The organism is Massilia frigida, assembly GCF_011682175.1.
Lineage (GTDB): Bacteria > Pseudomonadota > Gammaproteobacteria > Burkholderiales > Burkholderiaceae_D > Telluria_A > Telluria_A frigida.
This window is the reverse complement of record NZ_WHJG01000027.1, coordinates 18,773-37,165: the sequence shown is the minus strand read 5'-3', so window position 1 is coordinate 37,165 and position 18,393 is coordinate 18,773. Positions and strand designations below refer to the sequence as shown.

At 63.2% G+C, this 18,393-nt stretch carries 18 protein-coding genes; 7 read left to right on the top strand and 11 right to left on the bottom strand.

Annotation, left to right across the window (positions count from 1 at the left end; genetic code table 11):
* Positions 1-10 precede the first annotated feature (10 nt).
* The 6 genes from F2P44_RS22675 to F2P44_RS22650 all read right to left on the bottom strand — a co-directional run bounded on the left by F2P44_RS22675 (position 11) and on the right by F2P44_RS22650 (position 7,026).
* Positions 11-955 (bottom strand): septal ring lytic transglycosylase RlpA family protein, encoded by a 945-nt coding sequence (locus tag F2P44_RS22675; RefSeq protein ID WP_308610308.1) that lies wholly within the window; start codon positions 953-955, stop codon positions 11-13.
* A 109-nt stretch (positions 956-1,064) separates the two neighbouring features.
* On the bottom strand, positions 1,065-2,177 hold the full coding sequence (gene rodA, locus F2P44_RS22670; protein ID WP_167089602.1) for a rod shape-determining protein RodA: 1,113 nt from the start codon (positions 2,175-2,177) through the stop codon (positions 1,065-1,067).
* A gap of 5 nt (positions 2,178-2,182) precedes the next feature.
* Positions 2,183-4,165 carry a penicillin-binding protein 2 gene (gene mrdA / locus F2P44_RS22665; RefSeq protein ID WP_167089600.1) on the bottom strand — a complete coding sequence of 661 codons (1,983 nt, stop codon included), beginning with the start codon at positions 4,163-4,165 and terminating at the stop codon, positions 2,183-2,185.
* Positions 4,166-4,180: 15 nt separating this feature from the next.
* Entirely contained in the window at positions 4,181-4,693 is a 513-nt protein-coding gene (gene mreD, locus F2P44_RS22660) for a rod shape-determining protein MreD (protein WP_167089598.1), read from the bottom strand.
* Positions 4,690-5,790 carry a rod shape-determining protein MreC gene (gene mreC, locus F2P44_RS22655; RefSeq protein WP_167089596.1) on the bottom strand — a complete coding sequence of 367 codons (1,101 nt, stop codon included), beginning with the start codon at positions 5,788-5,790 and terminating at the stop codon, positions 4,690-4,692. The genes mreD and mreC overlap by 4 nt, the downstream gene beginning before the upstream one ends.
* Before the next feature lie 192 nt (positions 5,791-5,982).
* A complete protein-coding gene (locus tag F2P44_RS22650; RefSeq protein ID WP_099874231.1) occupies positions 5,983-7,026 on the bottom strand; it encodes a rod shape-determining protein in 1,044 nt (347 codons plus the stop codon).
* A gap of 327 nt (positions 7,027-7,353) precedes the next feature.
* On the opposite strand from F2P44_RS22650, the gene gatC reads away from it, so the two are divergent.
* From gatC to F2P44_RS22625, 5 genes are all read left to right on the top strand, one after another.
* Positions 7,354-7,656 (top strand): Asp-tRNA(Asn)/Glu-tRNA(Gln) amidotransferase subunit GatC, encoded by a 303-nt coding sequence (gene gatC, locus F2P44_RS22645; protein WP_167089594.1) that lies wholly within the window; start codon positions 7,354-7,356, stop codon positions 7,654-7,656.
* A gap of 88 nt (positions 7,657-7,744) precedes the next feature.
* Positions 7,745-9,220 carry an Asp-tRNA(Asn)/Glu-tRNA(Gln) amidotransferase subunit GatA gene (gatA, locus tag F2P44_RS22640; protein WP_167089592.1) on the top strand — a complete coding sequence of 492 codons (1,476 nt, stop codon included), beginning with the start codon at positions 7,745-7,747 and terminating at the stop codon, positions 9,218-9,220.
* A gap of 51 nt (positions 9,221-9,271) precedes the next feature.
* A complete protein-coding gene (gene gatB, locus F2P44_RS22635) occupies positions 9,272-10,732 on the top strand; it encodes an Asp-tRNA(Asn)/Glu-tRNA(Gln) amidotransferase subunit GatB (protein WP_167089590.1) in 1,461 nt (486 codons plus the stop codon).
* 125 nt (positions 10,733-10,857) lie between these two features.
* The gene (locus tag F2P44_RS22630; protein ID WP_167089588.1) at positions 10,858-11,400 is read left to right on the top strand and encodes an endonuclease V; all 543 of its coding nucleotides are present in this window, start codon (positions 10,858-10,860) and stop codon (positions 11,398-11,400) included.
* A 465-nt stretch (positions 11,401-11,865) separates the two neighbouring features.
* Positions 11,866-12,306 carry a hypothetical protein gene (locus F2P44_RS22625; protein ID WP_167089586.1) on the top strand — a complete coding sequence of 147 codons (441 nt, stop codon included), beginning with the start codon at positions 11,866-11,868 and terminating at the stop codon, positions 12,304-12,306.
* A gap of 34 nt (positions 12,307-12,340) precedes the next feature.
* Here the strand turns inward: F2P44_RS22625 and pyrE are convergent, their stop codons facing one another.
* Entirely contained in the window at positions 12,341-13,003 is a 663-nt protein-coding gene (gene pyrE / locus F2P44_RS22620) for an orotate phosphoribosyltransferase (RefSeq protein WP_167089584.1), read from the bottom strand.
* 67 nt (positions 13,004-13,070) lie between these two features.
* On the opposite strand from pyrE, the gene F2P44_RS22615 reads away from it, so the two are divergent.
* Both F2P44_RS22615 and F2P44_RS22610 read left to right on the top strand, forming a co-directional pair.
* Entirely contained in the window at positions 13,071-13,841 is a 771-nt protein-coding gene (locus tag F2P44_RS22615) for an exodeoxyribonuclease III (protein ID WP_167089582.1), read from the top strand.
* 318 nt (positions 13,842-14,159) lie between these two features.
* Positions 14,160-14,573, top strand: coding sequence for a VOC family protein (locus F2P44_RS22610; RefSeq protein WP_167089580.1), 414 nt, complete (start codon positions 14,160-14,162; stop codon positions 14,571-14,573).
* Between the two features lie 123 nt (positions 14,574-14,696).
* Here the strand turns inward: F2P44_RS22610 and F2P44_RS22605 are convergent, their stop codons facing one another.
* The 4 genes from F2P44_RS22605 to metX all read right to left on the bottom strand — a co-directional run bounded on the left by F2P44_RS22605 (position 14,697) and on the right by metX (position 18,331).
* Entirely contained in the window at positions 14,697-15,605 is a 909-nt protein-coding gene (locus F2P44_RS22605) for an RluA family pseudouridine synthase (RefSeq protein WP_167089578.1), read from the bottom strand.
* Positions 15,606-16,511: a M48 family metallopeptidase gene (locus F2P44_RS22600; protein ID WP_167089576.1), complete on the bottom strand. Its 906-nt coding sequence runs from the start codon at positions 16,509-16,511 to the stop codon at positions 15,606-15,608.
* Between the two features lie 84 nt (positions 16,512-16,595).
* Positions 16,596-17,213, bottom strand: coding sequence for a methionine biosynthesis protein MetW (gene metW, locus F2P44_RS22595; RefSeq protein ID WP_167089575.1), 618 nt, complete (start codon positions 17,211-17,213; stop codon positions 16,596-16,598).
* Positions 17,210-18,331: a homoserine O-succinyltransferase MetX gene (gene metX / locus F2P44_RS22590; RefSeq protein ID WP_229423697.1), complete on the bottom strand. Its 1,122-nt coding sequence runs from the start codon at positions 18,329-18,331 to the stop codon at positions 17,210-17,212. Before metX ends, metW begins: the two co-directional genes overlap by 4 nt.
* Between the last annotated feature and the right edge of the window lie 62 nt (positions 18,332-18,393).

Below are 18,393 nucleotides of genomic sequence, written 5' to 3'. Positions count from 1 at the left end.
CCGGGCCGGATCAGCGCTGCACGACGATGGGTTTGAGGCGCAGCGTGGCCGGCAGGTCGCGCAGCGCCTGCATGGCGTCGGCCCGGCTCGGGAACGGGCCGCTGAACAGGCGGTGCAGCGCACCGCCCTGCACCACTTCGACGGCGGACAGCGCCCCGCCCGTGGCCGCGATCTGCGCGCGCACGTCGGCCGCCTTGTCGGCGCGGGCAAAAGCACCGAGCTGCAGATAAAACCCCGGCGCCGCAGCTGGCGCTGCGCCCGCCGCCGGCGCGGGTGCCGGCGCCAAGGCGGTGGCCGTCACCGTGATTGCGCTGCTTTCGCCCGGCGGCGGCATGTCCGCCGCCATCGTGCTCACTTCTCCTTCCGGCTCGGGCGTCATGCGCCGGATGGTGGCGATGCGCTCCTGCGCGTTGGGCAGCAGCCGTTCCACCTCCACCATGTGGCTGCCCTTGCCGAGCAGGCCGAGTTTGAGCGCGGCCGTGTACGACACGTCGACCACGCGGCTCGAATGGAACGGCCCGCGGTCGTTGATCCGCACCACCACCTGCTTGCCGTTATCGAGGCTGGTAATGCGCGCGTACGAGGGAATCGGCAGGGTCGGATGGGCGGCCGTCATCTTGTACATGTCGTACAGTTCCCCCGACGAGGTGCGCTGGCCATGGAATTTCTTGCCGTACCAGCTGCCCACCCCGCGCTGCTTGAAGGCCTGCTCGTTGAGCATCGGCGTGTAGGTCTTGCCGAACACGACGTAGGGCCGGTTGGCGTAGCGCGCATACGGTTCGTCCTTGACCACGGCGTCCGGCACGTCGCGCAGGTTGGGCGGCGGATTGTCGCCCGGGCCATCGTCCTGGTAGTAGCCGCCGCGCCCGGAACCGGCGCGCGGCATGCGCGGCAAGTCCTGGCCGATGTCGCCATGCTTTGCCGCCGGCGTACCCGGGGCCGGCATTGGCAGCATGCGCCGGTGGCCTTCCGAATCGGTACCGCAGGCAGTCAGTAATAAGGCCAGTGCGCAGAGCGCAATGGAAGGTGGAAGCGTTCGTGTTACCGCCATCGTGTCTCCGGGATCAGGTTTGCACCAGCTTGCGGTGCCGCTGGATACTCATGAGTATACCTGCCCCGAGTCCGAGGGTCACAAAAGCGGTCCCGCCATAGCTCATGAACGGCAGCGGCACGCCCACCACCGGCAGGATGCCGCTGACCATGCTCATGTTCACAAAGGCGTAGGTAAAGAAGATCATCGTGATCGCGCCGGCCAGCAGGCGCGTGAACAGGGTCGGCGCATTGGCGGCGATCATCAGGCCGCGCCCGATCAGCAGCAGGTACAGGAGCAGCAGGCCGAGAAAGCCCATCAGCCCGAATTCCTCCGAAAAGACCGAGAAAATGAAGTCGGTGGTGCGCTCGGGGATGAATTCGAGGTGGGCCTGGGTGCCCTTCATCCAGCCCTTGCCGCTGATCCCGCCCGAGCCGATCGCGATGGTCGACTGGATGATGTGGAAGCCCTTGCCCAGCGGGTCGGCGTTCGGATCGATCAGGGTGAGCACCCGTTCGCGCTGGTAGTCGTGCATCAGCGACCAGGCCACCGGCAGGCTGCCGGCGCCGGCCACGAACAGGCCAAGCAGCGCCTTCCACGACAGCCCGGCCAGGAAGATCACATAAAAGCCGGAGGCCAGCACCAGCAGCGAGGTGCCCAGGTCGGGCTGCAGCTGGATCAGGCCCACCGGCACCGCCAGCAGCACGGTGGCGATGAGGAAGGAATGCCAGCGCACCAACCCGGCCTTCTGGTGGAAGTACCAGGCCAGCATCAGCGGCATGGCGATTTTCATGATCTCGGACGGCTGGATGTCGAAGCCGATGTGCAGCCAGCGGCGCGCGCCTTTCTTGATCACGCCAAACATGAACACCGCCACCAGCAAGGTCACGCCGACCGTGTAGATCGGCACGGCGAGCCGCATCAGCGTTTGCGGCGGCACCTGGGCCGCCAGCCACATGACCAGGAAGGCGATCATCATGTTGCGCAGCTGGCCTTCAACGCGGCCGGGGAAGTCGGCGCCGGCCGAGTACATCGTCACCAGGCTGGTACCGAGCAGCAGGAAGATGACCATGGCCAGCGGCGCGTCGAACACCAGCAGGTAAGGCTTGACGCGCCGCCACAGCGAGCGCCGTTCGTTGATGCGCATGGCCGTCACTCCTTCGGTGCCGGCGTTTCGGCGCCCGGCTTGTATGGCATTTCGGTGGCCGAATCGGTCTTCAGTTCTTCCAGCGGCAGCAGTTCCACGTCTTCCTTGGGCACCTTGGTGCCATCCTTGCCCGCCGGGCGCTTGCCCAGCAGGTAGTAGTCGAGCGCCTTGCGCGCGATCGGCGCCGCCACAGCGCCGCCGAAGCCGGCGTTTTCGACGATCAGGGCCAGCGCGATGCGCGGCTTGTCGGCCGGCGCGAAGGTGATGTACAGCGAGTTGTCGCGCAGGCGCTCGTTGACGTTCTTGGCGTTGTATTTTTCGCCGCGGCGCAGGCCGACCGCTTGCGAGGTGCCGGTCTTGCCGGCGGCGATGTAGCCGGCGTTCGCAAACGCGGTCTTGCCGGTGCCGCGCTCGGACACCCCGACCATGGCGCGCTTGATGAAATCGATGTTGCCCTGGCTTAGCCGGATGCGCGCGCTTTCCTTCGGCACCGTCAGGGCGCGCGCGCGCGTGCTGCTGTCTTCGACAATCTTGACCAGGTGCGGCTTCATGACCACGCCGTTGTTGGCCAGGTTGGCCACTGCGTGCGATAGCTGCAGGATGGTGAAGCTGTTGAAGCCCTGCCCGATGGCGATATTGACGGTGTCGCCGCCGACCCAGGTCTGCATCAATTTGTTTTTGGCGAAGCGCGCCCGCTTCCAGTCTTTCGACGGCAGCACGCCAATTTTTTCGTTCTCCAGGTCGATCCCGGTCTTCTGGCCGAAACCGAACGGTTTCATGAAGTCGTGGATCGCATCGATGCCGAGATCGTTGCCGAGCTGGTAATAGTAGGTATTGCACGAGACGATGATCGAATCGGTCAGGCTGACCATGCCGTGCCCGCCCACCTTGTCATCCTTCCAGGTGTGGCCGCCCAGGGTGAAATAGCCGGCGTCGGAAATCGTGTGGTTCTGCGTGCGCTTGCCCAGTTCCAGCGCGGCCAGCGCCATGAACGGCTTGAAGGTCGATCCGGGCGGATAGGTGCCCTGCAGCGGGCGGTTCATCAGCGGGCGGTCGAGCGAGGTATTGAGTTCGTTCCAGCTCTGGGTGTCGATGCCGTCGACGAACAGGTTCGGATCGAACCCGGGACGCGACACGTAGGCCAGGATGTCGCCCGTCTCCGGTTCGATGGCGACCAGCGCGCCGCGGTACTCGCCGAAGGCTTCCTCGATGATCTTTTGCAGTTCGATGTCGATCGACAGAATCAGGTTGCTGCCGGCGGTCGCTTCCGTGCGCGACAGGATGCTGACCGCGCGCCCGCTGGCGGTGCGGATGATCTTCTGGTAGCCGGTGCGCCCGTGCAGCTGCGCTTCGTAGCTCTTTTCCAGCCCTTCCTTGCCGATATGGTCGGTGCCGTTGTAGTTCGCCTTGTCGGGCCGCTCTTCGAGCTCCTTGGCTTCCTTCTGGTTGATGCGGCCGATATAGCCGATCACGTGCGAGGCGGTTTCACCCAGCGGGTACTGGCGGAACAGGCGCGCCTGCACCTCGACCCCGGGAAAACGGAAGCGCTGGGCGGCGAAGCGCGCCACTTCGTCGTCGGTCAGGCGGGTGCGCAGCGGCACGCTCTCGAAATTTTTCGACTCGGCCAGCAGGGTCTTGAAGCGCTTGCGGTCCTTGGGCTCGATCTCGATCAGCGTCGACAACTCGTCGATCACCGAATCGAGCGTTGCGCGCAGCTTGGATTGGGTGATTTCGAGCGTGTAGGCAGAGTAGTTGCGCGCCAGGACTACGCCCTTGCGGTCGACGATCAGGCCGCGGTTGGGCACGATCGGCACGATGGCGATGCGGTTGTCTTCGGCCAGCGCCGCAAAATCGTCGTGCTTGACCACCTGCAGGTACACCAGACGCGCCGCCAGCGCGCCGAAGCAGACGAAGACGAGCGCGATCAGCGCCGCCACGCGCAGGCGAAACAGGTGGATTTCGCGGTCGTTATTGGTTATTTCAGTCATGACGCAGCCGCACCATCAGATCGGGCGCGTATGGTCGCGGTCGACGGCGCGCCGCTGCGGCGCGAGCAGCATCCAGGTAATCACGGGCCACAGTGCGATGCCCACCACGCTCTCGATGAAGTACATCCAGCCGGGGAATTTGCCCGAGACGACCACGCGCACGATGACCTGGATGGCCTGGGTGGCGAGCAGCAGCGGAAACACGTGCAGCGCCTGGGTCAGCACCGGAAACCACAGCACGCGCCGGTGAATCATGATGGCCAGGTAGGATAGCAGCGTATAGGCCAGCGCGTTCTCGCCGAGCAGGGTCGCGTCGTGCACGTCCATCAGCAGGCCCATGAAAAAGGCGACGCCGATGCCGACCTTGCGCGGCTGGTGGATGCCCCAGAAGACCAGGAACAGCGCCACGAAGTCGGGCGCGCCGATCCAGTGCCCCCAGGGCAGCAGATTGAGCATGAAGGCGCAGGTCAGGCTGAAGGTAATGAACAGCGGACTGACGGGCAGCAGGATGTAGTGCGGGCGGTTCATCGGTCTTCCTTGGGTGCGGGCGCGGGTGCGGCCGGTGCCGGCACGGCCGCGGCGCTCACCGGGCGCGCCGCGCCGGCTGGCGCGGGAAGCGCCGGTGCCGGCGCGCGGGCCGGCGTGGCCGGCGTCTTGGCGGCCGGCGCCACCGGCGCCGGCACTTTCGGCGCGTCGGCGGCAATCGGGACAGCCCCCTCTTTGATCGGTGTCATCTTGGGAAGGTGCTTCTTGGACGGCACCGGCGGCTCTTCAGGCGGGCGGGCCGGTACTTGCGGCAGCGTGGTCAGGATCAGCACATGGCGGTTGCGGTCGATGCCGGCCAGCGGCTGGCACACCACGCCGCCAAAGGCGCCGGCGGCGCTGTTCTCGACCTTGGTGACCTTGGCCACGGCCAGCCCGGCCGGGTAAACCCCGTCCAGGCCCGAGGTGATCAGCACGTCGCCGACCTGGATGTCGGCGTTCGGCGCCACGAAGCGCAGGTCGAGGGTGCCGGACTGGCCGCGCCCATAGGCCACGCTGCGCAAGCCATTTCTCAGCACCTGCACGGGAATGGCCTGTTCGCGGTCGGTCAGCAGCGTCACTTCGGCGGTGAACGGGAATACGCGCGTGACCTGGCCGACCACGCCGGCGTTATCGATCACCGGCTGGCCGAGCGCCACGCCTTGCCGGGTGCCGCGGTCGAGCACGATCTTGCGGGTGGAACTGTCGCGCGCGTCGTACAGGATCTCGCTGAGCATGGTCTTGACCGGCACATGCTCGCGCGCGCCCATCAGTTTGCGCAACTGGGCGTTTTCGGCGCTCTGGAGCTGGGCTTGCTGGAGTTTTTCGGCGACGGCGACCTGGGCGATCTTGAGGTCGCGCACTTCCTGCTTGAGCGAGGAAATGGAAGAGAAATAGCTGCCCATCTCGGCCAGCGCGTCGCGCGGCATCAGGGCCGCCTTTTGCAGCGGATAGAGGATGGTGCCGGCCACCTGGCGCATCGTTGCCAGCGCTTGGATGCGGGCATCGACCATCAGCAGCACGATCGAAATAAACGCGAACACCGTCACCTTGACCCGGGCAGGGGCGCCTTGCTTGAAGAGTGGCGGAGGACTGTATTCCATGAAATCCAATAATCGGTGCTAAGAGCCTGTCCCGCTGCGGCACGGGGGTCAGACCTGCGGCTTGCATGCATTGTCCGACCGGGTCTGTCCCTGGTTGTACAACGCATTGCAAGCCGAAGATCTGAACGGTACGCCGGCCGCGCCGGCAGTGCAAGCGCGCACACGCGGCTCGCCTGGGCGGCGCGCCCGGGCTTACTCGTACGAGAAGATCGAGCCGAGTTTGTCCATCCGCTCGAGCGCCATGCCGGAGCCGCGCACCACGCAGGTCAGCGGGTCTTCGGCCACCAGCACCGGCAGGCCGGTTTCTTCCATCAGCAGGCGGTCGAGGTCGCGCAGCAGGGCGCCGCCGCCGGTGAGCATCATGCCTTTTTCGGCAATGTCGGCGCCCAGTTCCGGCGGGGTCTGCTCAAGCGCGTTCTTGACGGCCGAGACGATGTTATTGAGCGGGTCGGTCAGCGCTTCGAGGATCTCGTTGGACGAGATGGTAAACGAACGCGGGATGCCTTCGGACAGGTTGCGGCCCTTGACTTCCATTTCCTTCACTTCCGAACCGGGGAAGGCCGAACCGATGGCCTTCTTGATGGCTTCGGCCGTCTGTTCGCCGATCAGCATGCCGTAGTTGCGGCGGATGTAGTTGACGATGGCTTCGTCGAACTTGTCGCCGCCCACCCGTACCGAACCCTTGTAGACCATGCCGCCCAGCGAAATGATGCCCACTTCGGTGGTGCCGCCGCCGATGTCGACCACCATCGAGCCGGTCGCTTCCGACACCGGCAGGCCGGCGCCGATGGCCGCGGCCATCGGTTCTTCGATCAGGTACACTTGGGAGGCGCCGGCGCCGAGCGCCGATTCGCGGATCGCGCGCCGCTCGACCTGGGTGGAACCGCAGGGAACGCAAATGATGATACGGGGGGAAGGACGGAATACCTTGGTGTTGTGCACCATGCGGATGAACTGCTTGAGCATCTGTTCGGTGACGGTGAAGTCGGCGATCACGCCGTCTTTCATCGGGCGGATCGCCTCGATATTGCCCGGAACCTTGCCGAGCATTTGCTTTGCCTGTTTGCCGACCGCCTGGATCGTTTTCTTGCCGTTCGGGCCGCCTTCCTGGCGGATCGCAACAACGGAGGGTTCGTCCAGGACGATGCCTTCGCCACGTACATAAATCAAGGTGTTCGCCGTACCGAGGTCAATGGCCAGATCGCTGGAAAAGTAGCTGCGTAAAAAACCAAACATGAGTGTCCTGATGCGCAACGGGCTGCGCGTAAGCATTAAAATGAGTAGAAAAACGCTACGAAATAAACAGCCGCCGCGCGCTACCTTCCCGCACCGGCACGGCCGTTTGCATGCTGCGGCCACTCCTATTCGGCGCCGACAACGCATTAGCCCGCCATTCTACCTTATAATTTGCGCGTTAAATGCTGAAAAACCGGTGTTTTGCGCGCCTATTCCCCCTGTGAGATCAGGGCCTTTAGGAAGCTTTTATCGGCTTTAGCGCTCTGTTATCGAAACTTCACTATTCGTCCACACTATTTTGAACGCGGCCCGCGCCGCGCAAATTCCATGTCCCTGACACTTTCAGAAGTTGTACGTATCGCCAAACTGGCCCAGCTCGAGATGGACGAGGCCCACGCCGCGACCGCCCTGGTGGAATTGAACGGCATTTTCGCCCTGGCCGAGCAGATGAAGGACGTCGACACGCGCGGCGTGGAGCCGCTGTCGCACCCGCTGGCCGCCATCCTGGGCAAGCTGCCGCTGCGCCTGCGCGACGATGTCGTGACCGAGGAAAACGCCCGTGAAGCCTACCAGGCACCGGCGCCGAAGACCCAGGACGGCCTGTATCTGGTGCCGCAAGTGATCGAATAACGGTCGCCCACCCTCTTCGTCCGGGCGGCGCCGAGCGCGCCACCGTTTACCGAGCAAACCGAGCAATTACGTCAGCCGAGCACCCGCCATGCATACAAACACCCTTCAACAGCTGTCCGCGCTCCTGCACGCGAAACAGGTTTCAGCCACCGAGCTGACCACCCACTTCCTGCAACGCGCCAAGGCGAGCGACCTGAACGCCTTCCTGCAAGTCGACGAAGCCTTGTCGCTTGAACAAGCCAAAGCTGCCGATCTGCTTCTCGCGTCCGGCAATGCCGGTCCGCTGGCCGGCATTCCGATCGCGCACAAGGATATTTTCGTCACCAAGGGCTGGCGCTCGACCGCCGGCTCCAGGATGCTGGGCAACTACACCAGTCCGTTCGATGCCACCGTGGTCGACAAATTCAGGCACGCCGGCATGGTCACCCTGGGCAAGCTCAATTGCGACGAATTCGCGATGGGCTCGTCGAACGAAAACTCGGCCTTCGGCGCCGTCAAGAATCCGTGGGACACCCTGGCCGTGCCGGGCGGCTCCTCGGGCGGCTCGGCCGCGGCGATTGCGGCGCGCCTGGCGCCGGCCGCCACCGCCACCGATACCGGCGGCTCGATCCGCCAGCCGGCCGCGTTTTGCGGCGTCACCGGCATCAAGCCGACCTATGGCCGCGTATCGCGCTTCGGCATGATCGCCTTCGCCTCCTCGCTCGACCAGGGCGGCCCGATCGCCCAGAGCGCCGAAGACTGCGCCATGTTACTGAACGAGATGGTCGGCTTCGACCCGCGCGACTCGACCAGCCTGAGCGCCGAACAGGGCAATGTGCGCGAAGACTTCACGCGCGACCTGAACGCGCCCCTCAAGGGCTTGCGCATCGGTTTGCCAAAAGAATACTTCGGCGAAGGCCTGGCGGCCGACGTCGAACAGGCGGTACGCGCCGCGCTCGACGAATTTGTGAAACTGGGCGCGACCCTGGTTGACATTTCGCTGCCGAAGACGGCACTGTCGATCCCGGTTTACTACATCATCGCCCCGGCCGAAGCCTCGTCCAACCTGTCGCGCTTCGATGGCGTGCGCTACGGCCACCGCGCCAGCGAGTACAAGGACCTGGAAGAGATGTACCGCAAGTCGCGCGCCGAAGGCTTCGGCCCGGAAGTGCAGCGCCGCATCCTGGTCGGCACCTATGTGCTGTGCCACGGCTACTATGACGCCTACTACCTGCAAGCCCAGAAGATCCGGCGCCTGATCGCCGACGACTTCCAGGCCGCGCTGGGCAAGACCTGCGACGTCATCATGGGCCCGGTCGCGCCGACCGTCGCCTGGGACCTGGGCGACAAGACCAACGACCCGGTGGCCAACTACCTGGCCGACATCTTTACCCTGTCGACCAGCCTGGCCGGCTTGCCCGGCATGTCGGTGCCGTGCGGCTTCGGCCAGGGCGAGAAAAACAGCAAGCGCCCGGTGGGCCTGCAAATCATCGGCAATTACTTTGCCGAAGCCAAGCTGCTCAATATTGCCCACCAGTACCAGTTGGCCACCGACTGGCACACCCGCGCGCCGGCCGGCATCTGATTTCGCCGGGTGCGCATGCGCACCGGCAACCTGACAAGAAAAGAGAACACTATGCAATGGGAAGTCGTCATCGGTCTTGAGAACCACGTGCAACTCACGACCAACTCCAAGATTTTCAGCGGCAGTTCGATTCAGTTCGGCGCCGAGCCGAACACCCAGGCCAGCCCGGTCGACCTGGCGTTGCCGGGCGTGCTGCCGGTGATGAACCGCGGCGCGGTGGAACGCGCGATCCGCTTCGGCCTGGCGGTGGACGCCAAGGTGGCAGCGGAATCGGTGTTTGCACGCAAGAACTACTTTTACCCGGATTTGCCCAAGGGTTACCAGATCAGCCAGTTCGCCGATCCGGTCGTCATCGGCGGCAAGATCACCTTCGGCTTTGAAAAAGATGGCCAGTTCCAGACCAAGACCGTCAACCTGACGCGCGCCCACCTGGAAGAAGACGCCGGCAAGTCGCTGCACGAAGACTACGCCGGCATGACCGGCATCGACCTGAACCGCGCCGGCACGCCGCTGCTGGAAATCGTCTCGGAGCCGGAAATGCGCAGCGCGGCCGAAGCGGTGGCATATGCCAAGGCGCTGCATACCCTGGTCGTGTGGCTGGGTGTGTGCGACGGCAACATGCAGGAAGGCTCGTTCCGCTGCGACGTCAACGTCTCGGTGCGGCCGTTTGGTACGACCGAACTGGGCACGCGCTGCGAGATCAAGAACCTGAACTCCTTCCGCTTCATGGAAGAAGCGATCGCGTATGAAGTACGGCGCCAGATCGAGCTGATCGAAGATGGCGGCAAAGTGCAGCAAGCGACGGTGCTGTGGGATCCGGAAGCCAAGAAAACCACGGTGATGCGCCTGAAGGAAGACGCCCAGGATTACCGCTACTTCCCCGATCCGGACTTGCCGCCACTGCTCATTTCCGACGAGTGGATCGCGCGCGTCAAGGCCGACATGCCGGAACTGCCGGCCGCCATGCGCGCGCGCTTCGCGGGCGACTACGGCTTGCCGGAATACGACAGCCTGTTCCTGACCTCGTCGAAAGAGATGGCGGCGTACTTCGAGGCCGTGGTCGCCAAGACCGGCAAAGAGCAAGCCAAGACCGTGGCCAACTGGCTGATGGGCGACGTGGCCTCGACCCTGAACCGCGAAAACGTCGACATCGCCGATTCGCCGGTGGAAGCGTCGCAACTGGCCGTGATGATCAAGCGCATCGCCGACGGCACGATTTCCAACAAGAGCGCCAAGGAAGTGTTTGCGGGTATGTGGGAAGCCAAATCGAACGATGAAAACATCGCCGATGTCGTCATCAAGGAAAAAGACCTGGTGACCATGTCCGACAGCGGCGCACTGGAAAAAATTGTCGACGACGTGCTGGCAGCCAACGCCAAATCGGTCGAGCAATACCGTGCCGGCAAGGAAGCGGCCATCAACGCGCTGATCGGCCAGGCCATGAAGGCATCGAAAGGCAAGGCCAACCCGGCCGAGCTGACCGAGCTGCTCAAGAAAAAACTGGCAGGCTGATACCCGCCCCAGGCACTGCGCCAACGCTCGCATCCATGCCGGCCGTCCATGTTACTCAACCGGGGTCAGACCCCGGTTCAGCGATATTGACGGCCGGCTTCGTTGTCCCCAAGGAGAAATGCCCGATGATATTAGCAGTCGACGTGCAATACGATGCCGATTGCGGCTACGCCGCCGGCTTGCTGTTCGCGCGCTGGGATGACGTGGCGCCAGTGGCGACGGTCAGCAAACAGCAGGCCGGCGTCGGCGAGTATGTTCCGGGGGAATTCTACAAGCGCGAGCTGCCGTGCATCCTGGCCCTGCTGGGGGAACTCGGCCAGCTTCCCGAGGTCGTCGTCATCGACGGCTTCGTGTTCCTCGACGGACATTCACACGCGGGCTTGGGCAAGCACCTTTACGATGCGCTGGACGGCAAGGCCAAGGTCATCGGCGTGGCAAAAACGGCGTATGCCGGCATCGGCGACGACTACAAACTGCTGCGCGGCGATAGCATCAAGCCGTTGTTCATCACCTGCATCGGGCTTGAGCTGGCAGAGGCCAAGGAACACATCGCTGCCATGCGCGGGCCGCACCGCATGCCGGTGCTGCTGAAAACGGTCGACCGGATTTGCCGCGAGCAGGCACTGGCGGGTTCGGCCGGTACTGAGCAGGATTTACCGCAGAGCTGAGCGCGATTGAGAAGGCGCAGGGAAGCGTTCGTTTTTCCCGGTCAGACTAGTTGGAGCCTATCCTCCCGACCACCCATCATGCTCACCATCGCTGAACTCGAAAAGCTCTCTCGCACGCGTCTGCACGAGGCCACCGCTCTCCTGATCGCACAACAGTTCGACGGGGCAGCCTACCTGAGCGGGTATGCCGTCGAACTGATTCTGAAAGCAAGAATTTGCGTCAACTTGCGTTGGAATGGGTATCCCGAATCGCGAAGAGTTCGAAGGCTTGACATCACTTCGCACGCACGATCTTGAAATACTGCTCGACCTGACCGGTTGCCAGGAAAAAGTGCGAACCAAATATAACTCCCACTGGTCGAATGTCAGTAAATGGTCAGCAGAAGAAAGGTATCGGCCATCCGGGGCTGTGCCTAAAGAAGTCCGTGCCAGGCTCGCCTCAGCATCGTTTCTAGTGAGGAATATATGAAAGAGGAATTGAAGGTTTTATTGAACAAACTGGCAGTAATTGAACGCGAGATTTCCCAAGAAAAAGGAGAGCTGACCTTTTTCGCCATGCTTTTGCCTTGGGGCGGGCGAGAGCCAGCATGGGAACTTAGCGTTTCCGCGCACTGGGCCGATCGTGACCACGGACCTGCGGCGATCGGCTATATCGTCGATAAATACTATGCCGTGTGCAGCAATCCCGAACGGATGATGATTGCGCACGTCAGCATCATCGACACCGACGACGACGAACTCGATGACATCCTGGACGATTATGACGTCGAGCACGGCATGGTGAAAATGAAATACAGTCGCTATTTCGATAAGGAATTCGAGCGCGGCTATATTTTCACCTGCAAGAGGCGCACGGCGGAAGCGGCACCGCCCGAGCGCGAGCGGGCTGCCGACCAGCCCGTCTGACGAAGGCACTCAGGGCGCTGCGGGCCCGCACGCCTTATACCCCGTAGCGCGTCCGGTACGCCGACACCGCATCCTTGAACCGCGCCATCTCCGGATCGGCGCCGGCCGCATTCAGGTAAGTGAACAAGTCCTCCAGGTTCCCGATCGACACCACCGGAATATTGAACTCCTGGCTGACCTGCTGCACCGCCGAACTCGGCGACAACTCGCCATCCTTGCCCGAACGCTCCATGCGGTCGAGCGCGATCAGCACGGCACACGGCTCGGCGCCAGCGGCGCGGATCATGTCGACCGATTCGCGCACCGACGTGCCCGCCGAAATCACGTCGTCGATAATCACGACCTTGCCCGCCAGCTTGGCGCCGACAATGGTGCCGCCCTCGCCATGGTCCTTGGCTTCCTTGCGGTTGTAGGCGAACGAGGTATTGTGCCCCTTGCCCGCCAGCGCCACCGCCGTGGCGGACGCCAGGGTGATGCCCTTGTACGCCGGCCCGAACAGCATGTCGAACTCGATCCCCGAATCGATCAGGGTCTGCGCGTAAAACTGCGCCAGCTGGGCCAGGGTGGCGCCGTCATGGAACAGGCCGGCATTGAAGAAATACGGCGACAGGCGGCCAGCCTTGGTGCTGAACTCGCCGAAGCGCAACACGCCCGCCGACACCGAAAACGCGATAAACTGTTGGCGCAAATTATTCACGACGACCTCATTTGTTCATATAGAAAAGTGGCGCTATTTTACGCCACCCTCCACACCCCCTGGAACCATGCCAAAAATTATTTCCGCGAACCTGAACGGGATCCGCTCCGCTCACAAGAAGGGCTTTTTCAACTGGATGGCCACCCAGACCGCCGATTTTGTCTGCGTCCAGGAGCTCAAGGCGCAGTTGCCCGACATGACCGAGGAATTCCTGACGCCGGGCGGCTATCACGGCCATTTCCATTACGCCGAGAAAAAAGGCTACTCCGGCACCGGCATCTACAGCCGCACCAAGCCGGACGCCGTGCGCATCGGCTTCGGCAGCCCGGAATTCGATGCCGAAGGCCGCTACGTGCGCTGCGATTTCGGCAACCTGACCATCATTTCGGTTTACTGCCCATCCGGTTCCTCGTCGCCGGAACGCCAGGAAGCCAAGTTCCGTTTCATGGAATTGTTCCTGCCGCACCTGCTCGAATTGCGCGCCGAAGGCCGCGAAGTGGTCATTTGCGGCGACTGGAATATTGCGCACAATGAAATCGACCTGAAGAACTTCAAGGGCAACAAGAAGAATTCGGGATTCCTGCCGGAAGAGCGCGCCTGGCTGACGCGCGTATTCGATGAAGTCGGCTTTGTGGACGTACACCGTGGCATCGACAAGCGCCCGGAGCAATACACCTGGTGGAGCAACCGCGGCCAGGCCTACGCCAAGAACGTCGGATGGCGCATCGATTATCACGTGGCAACCCCCGGCATCGCCGCCCAGGCCAAGGAAGTGGCCATCTACAAGGATGAGCGGTTTTCGGATCATGCACCGCTGATCATCGATTACCGCGTCTAGAACGTCGCTAGCTGTGGCGCCCCGCGCTTCAGATTGGCGGTGCTTGCATTTGACGCCGCTTTCGGCCGGAATCGACCGCCCATGAGCGCAGGGGGGCGCTCGCGCTACGCCGCCCTGCCCTTGAATGGAAATGCGGGATCGGTCTTGACGCCCATCACCTTGCACAGGAAGCGGAGCGTGGATTGCCCGTGCTCGCATACGCGCAGCGCAGGACTTGAGGAATGGACAAGCTTAGGCTTCTTGCAATATCCACTGTATACCTATACAGTGGATATATGCAGGACGAACCCAATAAATCCACCTCAGGAGTGACTCACCATGCTTGATCACATGACTTTCCGCGTTAGCGATATTGGTCGCGCTAAAGCGTTTTACAGCGCGGCTCTCGCACCACTGGGCTACAGCGTATGCTTTGAAGGCAACTATGGAGCGAACATGGTGGGGTTTGCTTACCCTGACTCCTCTGAGCCTGACGGCAAAAAGGCTGATGTATGGTTCATCGATGGCCCATCACCCTACGGGGGCCCGCCAGCGACGACCGGCTGTCACTTGGCGTGGCGGGCCGAAAGTCGTGCGCAAGTGGATGCTTTTTACCATGCGGCGATCAGCGCCGGAGGAAAAGACAATGGTGCCCCAGGCCTGCGCCCGGATTATCACGCTCATTACTATGGCGCCTTCCTCATCGACCCGGAAGGCAATAATATCGAAGCGGTGTGCCACCAGCCAGAATGACGCGCATACAGCCTGCGCATGAATGGCCGGGGATGCGTTCATCGGCCGGGATTTACATGCAAGCAGAACCGGCGCGATAAAGCCGCGCCACAACCGGCGTCGAATGCGGTACGAACGCGACAGTTACAGGGTGCGCCGGCTCTCGAAACGGCGCGCCTGGCCGCTCAAGGGGTCGTCGAAACCGATGCTGCGCGCCAGCAGCTTGAGCGGGTTGGCGAAATCGTCGCCCTTGCACGGCAGCGCCTCGGGATAAAACGCGTCGTTGATGATCGGCGCGCCCAGCGCGGCCATGTGCACCCGCAACTGGTGCTTGCGCCCCGTATGCGGTTGCAGGCGGTACAGCATGGCGTCGCCCTGCGCGCCAATCACATCGATCACGCTTTCCGAATTCGGCTCGCCGTCGACTTCCTGCATGCGGAAAAACGGGTTTCCCTCGACCATGCGGCTGCGGTGCACCAGCGGAAAGGTGAGCTCGGGCAAGGGCGCGGCCAGCGCTTCGTACACCTTGTGCACGCTGCGTTTCTGGAACAGCGACTGGTAGGCGCCACGGGTCGCTTCCTGGTGCGAAAACATCACCACCCCGGCCGTTTCGCGGTCGAGCCGGTGAATCGGGGTCAGCTGGGCCAGGCCGGTCTTGCTCTTCAGCCGTACCAGCAAAGTTTCATGCAGGAAGCGCCCGCCCGGCGTCATCGGCAAGAAATGCGGCTTGTCGACCACCAGCAGATGGTCGTCGCGGAACAGGATTTCTTCCTCGAATGGAATCGGGGTCTCGGCATCGAGCTCGCGGTAATACCAGATGCGCATGCCACGCCGCAGCACGCTGTCGGGGCCGAGCACCGCGCCGCTGCCGTCGACCACCTCGCCCCGCGCCATGCGGTCGCGCCAGACCGCCTCGCCCACGTCGGCGAAATGGTACGTGAGAAACGCCAGCGCGCCGTCAAGCGGCTTATCGTCCAGCCATAAATAACTGGGCGCGACGCCATCGCGGACCGGCAACGGAACAACTGCATTGGCGTCGGCCTGGCGTCCCATTTACCTGGACGCGCTGCTACGATACGGCGGCAATTGCGCGACCGCGGTGTTCTGGCTGCGCGCATACAGCGGCAACAGCACGTTCATGTGCTCTTCCATCTGGCGGATGCGTTCCTTGCCGCCCGGGTGGGTCGACAGCCACGCCGGCGGCGCCCCGCCGCCCGCCGCCGCCATTTTTTGCCACAGGATGATGCCGGCGCGCGGGTCGTAACCGGCGCGCGCGGCCAGGTCCAGGCCGATCAGGTCGGCTTCGCGTTCGTCGTCGCGCGAAAATTTGAGCGAGGCGAACTGCGCGCCATACTGGGCCACCGTATCGGTAATGCCGGGATCGATGCCGAGCACCGCGGCGAGCACCGCGCCGCCCACCCGGGCGCCGACGTTGGTCGCGGTCGACTTGACCATCTGCTCGCGCCCGTGTTCGCGCAGGGCATGCGAAATTTCGTGGCCCATGATGGCGGCCACTTCATCGTCGGTCAGGTTCAGGGTGGTGAGGATGCCGCTGAAAAACGCGATGCGTCCACCCGGCATGCAAAAGGCGTTAATTTGCTTGGACGAGAGCAGATTGACCTGCCATTTCCATTTGGCGGCTTCCGGATTCCAGCGCGTGGCGTACGGAATGATGCGTTTGGCGATGGTGCGCAGGCGCACCACCTGCGGATGGTCATCCGGCACCAGCGCACCCTTTTGCTGGGCCTGGCCCATCAGCTGCGTATATTGCTGCGCCGCCTGCTGATCCATTCTCTCGGCCGAGGCCAGCACGCGGTAGCGCGGCATCGGCCGCACCTGGATGCCATCCTGCACCGCGGCCGCCTTGCCTTTGATCGGGGCCGGCAAGGGCTGGGCCCCGGCCAGGAGCGTGCAGGCGCCCAAGGTCAGGGCAAGGAGAAGGGGTTTAATCTTATGCATGTTTCAATTCCTGCTGTGTATTTGATAACACCATCATCGCAGGAAATCCCGGAAAGTCGCACACGATAAGGCTGACGGCCATGCTCACACCGCCGCTTGGGTTTTTTTGCGCAGGCGGAACACGGCCAGGCTGCCGCGCAGGTTGGGCAGGAAGGAAACCGGCTTGCCGTCGGCCAGCGCGACCCGCTCCAGTACTTCGAGGCCGCATTCTTCCGCAAGTTCCTCGAAATCGTAAATCGTGGCGCAGCGCACGTTGGGGGTGTCGTACCACTGGTAGGGCAGCGACTTCGATACCGGCATGCGGCCCTTGAGCAGCGCCACGCGGTGCGGCCAGTAGGCGAAATTGGGAAAGGAGACAATCGCCTCGGCGCCGACCCGCACGATATCGCGCAGCAGCGCCTCGACGTGCTGCATCATCTGCAGCGACGACAGGCACAGCACCGTGTCGAAGGAATTATCGCCGAACAGGCCCAGGCCTTTTTCCATGTCTTGCTGGATCACGTTGATGCCGCGCCGCGCGCTGGCCAGCAGCGAGCCGTCGGCGATTTCGATGCCGTAGCCGGTGCAGCCCTTGCCGCTCTGGAGATAGCGCAGCATGGCGCCGTCGCCGCAACCCACGTCGAGCACGTGCGACTGCTGCGGCACCCAGTGCGCGATGAACGCCAGGTCGGGACGCAGGCTGGAGAGGTCTTCAAAATTCATGCTTGCCCTTTCACCGGCATGGCTTCCCAGATGCGCTGATAGTAAGCGCGCACCATGTTCATGTAACGCTCGTCCTCCAGCAGGAAGGCATCGTGGCCGTGCGGGGCGTCGATTTCGGCGTAGGTCACGCGGCGCCGGTTGCACACCAGCGCCTCGACGATCTCGCGCGAGCGCTCGGGCGAAAAGCGCCAGTCGGTGGTGAACGAGGCGACGAAGAAGTCGGCCTTGGTGCCGGCCAGCGCGCGCGTGAGCGAGCCGCCGAATTCGCGCGCCGGGTCGAAGTAGTCGAGCGCCTTGGTGATCAGGAGGTAGGTATTGGCGTCGAAGTATTCCGAGAATTTGTCGCCCTGGTAGCGCAGATAGGACTCGATCTCGAAGTCGATGCCGAAGTCGAATTTGTAGTCGTTGCTCTCGGCGGCGTTACGCAGTTTACGGCCGAATTTCTCGGCCATGTCATCGTTCGACAGGTAGGTGATGTGACCGACCATGCGCGCCACGCGCAGGCCGTTCTTGGGCACCACGCCGTGCGCATAGAAGTCGCCGCCGTGGTAATCCGGGTCCGACAGGATGGCCTGGCGCGCCACGTCGTTGAAGGCGATGTTTTGCGCCGACAGCTTGGGCGTGGAGGCGATGACGACGCAGTGGCGCAGGCGGTCGGGGAACATGATGCTCCACGCGAGCGCCTGCATGCCGCCCAGCGAGCCGCCCATCACGGCGGCGAACTGCGCGATGCCGAGGGCGTCGGCCAGGCGCGCCTGCGCGGCGACCCAGTCTTCCACCGTCACCACCGGGAAGGAGGCGCCATAGGGTTTGCCGGTGGCGGGGTTCAGGTGCATCGGGCCGGTGGAGCCGAAGCAGGAGCCGAGGTTGTTGACGCCGATGACGAAAAAGCGGTCAGTGTCGAGCGGTTTGCCCGGGCCGACCATATTGTTCCACCAGCCGGTGTTTTTCGGGTCGCCCTCGTAGGTACCGGCCACGTGGTGGGAAGCGTTCAGGGCGTGGCAGACCAGCACCGCGTTTGATTTATCGGCGTTGAGGGTGCCGTAGGTTTCGTACACCAGGGTGTACTCGGCCAGCGCACCACCGCCCTGCAACCGCAGCGGTTCGGCAAAGCGCATCGCTTGCGGGGAGACTATTCCAATGGATGACATGAGATTCGAAAAAATGGGTTAATGCCGCT

What these genes read in the sequence shown, in the direction of transcription:
- F2P44_RS22600 (WP_167089576.1), bottom strand. Translation starts at nt 16,511, where the DNA reads ATGCATAAGATTAAACCCCTTCTCCTTGCCCTGACCTTGGGCGCCTGC.
- metX (WP_229423697.1), bottom strand. Translation starts at nt 18,331, where the DNA reads ATGCGCTTTGCCGAACCGCTGCGGTTGCAGGGCGGTGGTGCGCTGGCC.
- rodA (WP_167089602.1), bottom strand. Translation starts at nt 2,177, where the DNA reads ATGCGCATCAACGAACGGCGCTCGCTGTGGCGGCGCGTCAAGCCTTAC.
- F2P44_RS22675 (WP_308610308.1), bottom strand. Translation starts at nt 955, where the DNA reads ATGCTGCCAATGCCGGCCCCGGGTACGCCGGCGGCAAAGCATGGCGAC.
- gatC (WP_167089594.1), top strand. Translation starts at nt 7,354, where the DNA reads ATGTCCCTGACACTTTCAGAAGTTGTACGTATCGCCAAACTGGCCCAG.
- F2P44_RS22615 (WP_167089582.1), top strand. Translation starts at nt 13,071, where the DNA reads ATGCCAAAAATTATTTCCGCGAACCTGAACGGGATCCGCTCCGCTCAC.
- F2P44_RS22605 (WP_167089578.1), bottom strand. Translation starts at nt 15,605, where the DNA reads ATGGGACGCCAGGCCGACGCCAATGCAGTTGTTCCGTTGCCGGTCCGC.
- F2P44_RS22625 (WP_167089586.1), top strand. Translation starts at nt 11,866, where the DNA reads ATGAAAGAGGAATTGAAGGTTTTATTGAACAAACTGGCAGTAATTGAA.
- mreC (WP_167089596.1), bottom strand. Translation starts at nt 5,790, where the DNA reads ATGGAATACAGTCCTCCGCCACTCTTCAAGCAAGGCGCCCCTGCCCGG.
- mrdA (WP_167089600.1), bottom strand. Translation starts at nt 4,165, where the DNA reads ATGACTGAAATAACCAATAACGACCGCGAAATCCACCTGTTTCGCCTG.
- F2P44_RS22610 (WP_167089580.1), top strand. Translation starts at nt 14,160, where the DNA reads ATGCTTGATCACATGACTTTCCGCGTTAGCGATATTGGTCGCGCTAAA.
- F2P44_RS22650 (WP_099874231.1), bottom strand. Translation starts at nt 7,026, where the DNA reads ATGTTTGGTTTTTTACGCAGCTACTTTTCCAGCGATCTGGCCATTGAC.
- gatB (WP_167089590.1), top strand. Translation starts at nt 9,272, where the DNA reads ATGCAATGGGAAGTCGTCATCGGTCTTGAGAACCACGTGCAACTCACG.
- mreD (WP_167089598.1), bottom strand. Translation starts at nt 4,693, where the DNA reads ATGAACCGCCCGCACTACATCCTGCTGCCCGTCAGTCCGCTGTTCATT.
- F2P44_RS22630 (WP_167089588.1), top strand. Translation starts at nt 10,858, where the DNA reads ATGATATTAGCAGTCGACGTGCAATACGATGCCGATTGCGGCTACGCC.
- gatA (WP_167089592.1), top strand. Translation starts at nt 7,745, where the DNA reads ATGCATACAAACACCCTTCAACAGCTGTCCGCGCTCCTGCACGCGAAA.
- metW (WP_167089575.1), bottom strand. Translation starts at nt 17,213, where the DNA reads ATGAATTTTGAAGACCTCTCCAGCCTGCGTCCCGACCTGGCGTTCATC.